3 protein-coding genes are annotated in these 1351 nt (G+C 76.9%); all 3 read right to left on the reverse strand.

What is annotated here, in order from left to right; translation table 11 throughout:
- A partial coding sequence (locus tag ABEB16_RS20240; protein ID WP_345713998.1) for a PHP domain-containing protein occupies positions 1–240 on the reverse strand: 240 nt, incomplete at its 3' end.
- 3 nt (positions 241–243) lie between these two features.
- Positions 244–552: a DUF6504 family protein gene (locus tag ABEB16_RS20245; protein WP_345713999.1), complete on the reverse strand. Its 309-nt coding sequence runs from the start codon at positions 550–552 to the stop codon at positions 244–246.
- An 86-nt stretch (positions 553–638) separates the two neighbouring features.
- Positions 639–1259, reverse strand: coding sequence for a helix-turn-helix domain-containing protein (locus tag ABEB16_RS20250; protein WP_345714000.1), 621 nt, complete (start codon positions 1257–1259; stop codon positions 639–641).
- Between the last annotated feature and the right edge of the window lie 92 nt (positions 1260–1351).

Raw genomic sequence — 1351 nt, forward strand, 5'->3', positions numbered from 1 at the left:
GCAGCGGCCGGCGGGCGCACCGGCGCCGTCCAGCAGGGTGAGGTCGATGCCGGCGACCGCGTCGATCCCCGCCGCGCGGCAGGCGGCGACGTGCCGGACGAGGCCGGACATGCGGTCGCGGTCGGTGAGCGCCGCGGCATCGGCTCCGGCGGCGGCCGCTGCGGCGACGAGGTCGGACGGTGGGGTGACGCCGTGGTGGTAGGAGAAGGTACTCGCCACGTGCAGGTGGACGAAGCCCACCGCTCACTCGAGGACGTGGGGCTCGACGACGCCGAGGACGAGCCAGCCGTCCTCGCCGCGCACGGCCTCCACGACGAGGACCGCGCCCCCGCCGTCGCCGGTCCCGTCGTCCAGCCGGGCCTCCACGCACCAGCGCTCCCGGTCCACCAGCGCCGCCGCGCTCGCCCGGTCCAGCCGCCGCAGGCTGCGCCACCACGGGATCGGGGGCCGCTCGTGCCAGCGCCTGGCGGACCGCACCGGCAGGCCCCGGCCCCGCCAGGTCAGCGAGGTGGGAACCCCGGCGTCCTCGACGACGACCACGCGTGCAGACATCCGACCCCCCTTCGAACAGGTGTTCGAATGATCGGCGAGTGTAGCCACCCCGCGGTTTCACCCGTCAAGCCGGAGCGCGAGCGGCCCTAACCACCACGGCGGGCGCGGGCGCGCACGTGCACCCGCTCGCCCGCCTCGCCGAAGAGGGCGAGCACCTCCGCCGTCCCCGGGCCGGGGTTGGCGAAGCCGTGCGGCGTGCGGGTGTCGAACTCCGCCGCCTCGCCCTCCGCGAGGACCACGTCGGCGTCGCCCAGCAGCAGCCGCAGTCGGCCGGTGAGCACGTACAGCCAGTCGTAGCCGTCGTGCACCCGCTGCTCGGGCACCTCCTCCGGCGCCGGCGGCAGCAGGAGCTTGTACGCCTGCAGGCCCCCCGGCCGGCGCGACAGCGGCACCACCGTCATCCCCCAGCGGGTGACGGGGCGCATCCGGATGCGCGGGTCGCCGGTCTCCGGTGCCCCGACGAGGTCGTCGAGGGCGACCCGGTGGGCGCGGGCGAGCAGCAGCACGAGCTCCAGGGTGGGGCGGCGCTGCCCCGACTCCAGCCGGGACAGGGTGCTCGTGGAGATGCCGGTGCTGCGCGACAGCTCCGCCAGGGTGACCCCGCGGCGGCGGCGCAGCGCCCGCAGCCGCGGCCCCAGCCCGTGCACCACCTCGTCGACCGCACCGCGCGCCGGTTCCGCACCCGCGGATCCACCCGTCCCGCCCATGGCCGCATCTTGCCGTTCCGGCACGCTCGCTGGCCCCGGCGGCGTCCCCCGCCGCACGGTTCGGGCAGGAGGTGGTCGACGTGAGCGACGGA

It is taken from the genome of Kineococcus glutinatus (assembly GCF_039542765.1).
Lineage (GTDB): Bacteria > Actinomycetota > Actinomycetes > Actinomycetales > Kineococcaceae > Kineococcus_A > Kineococcus_A glutinatus.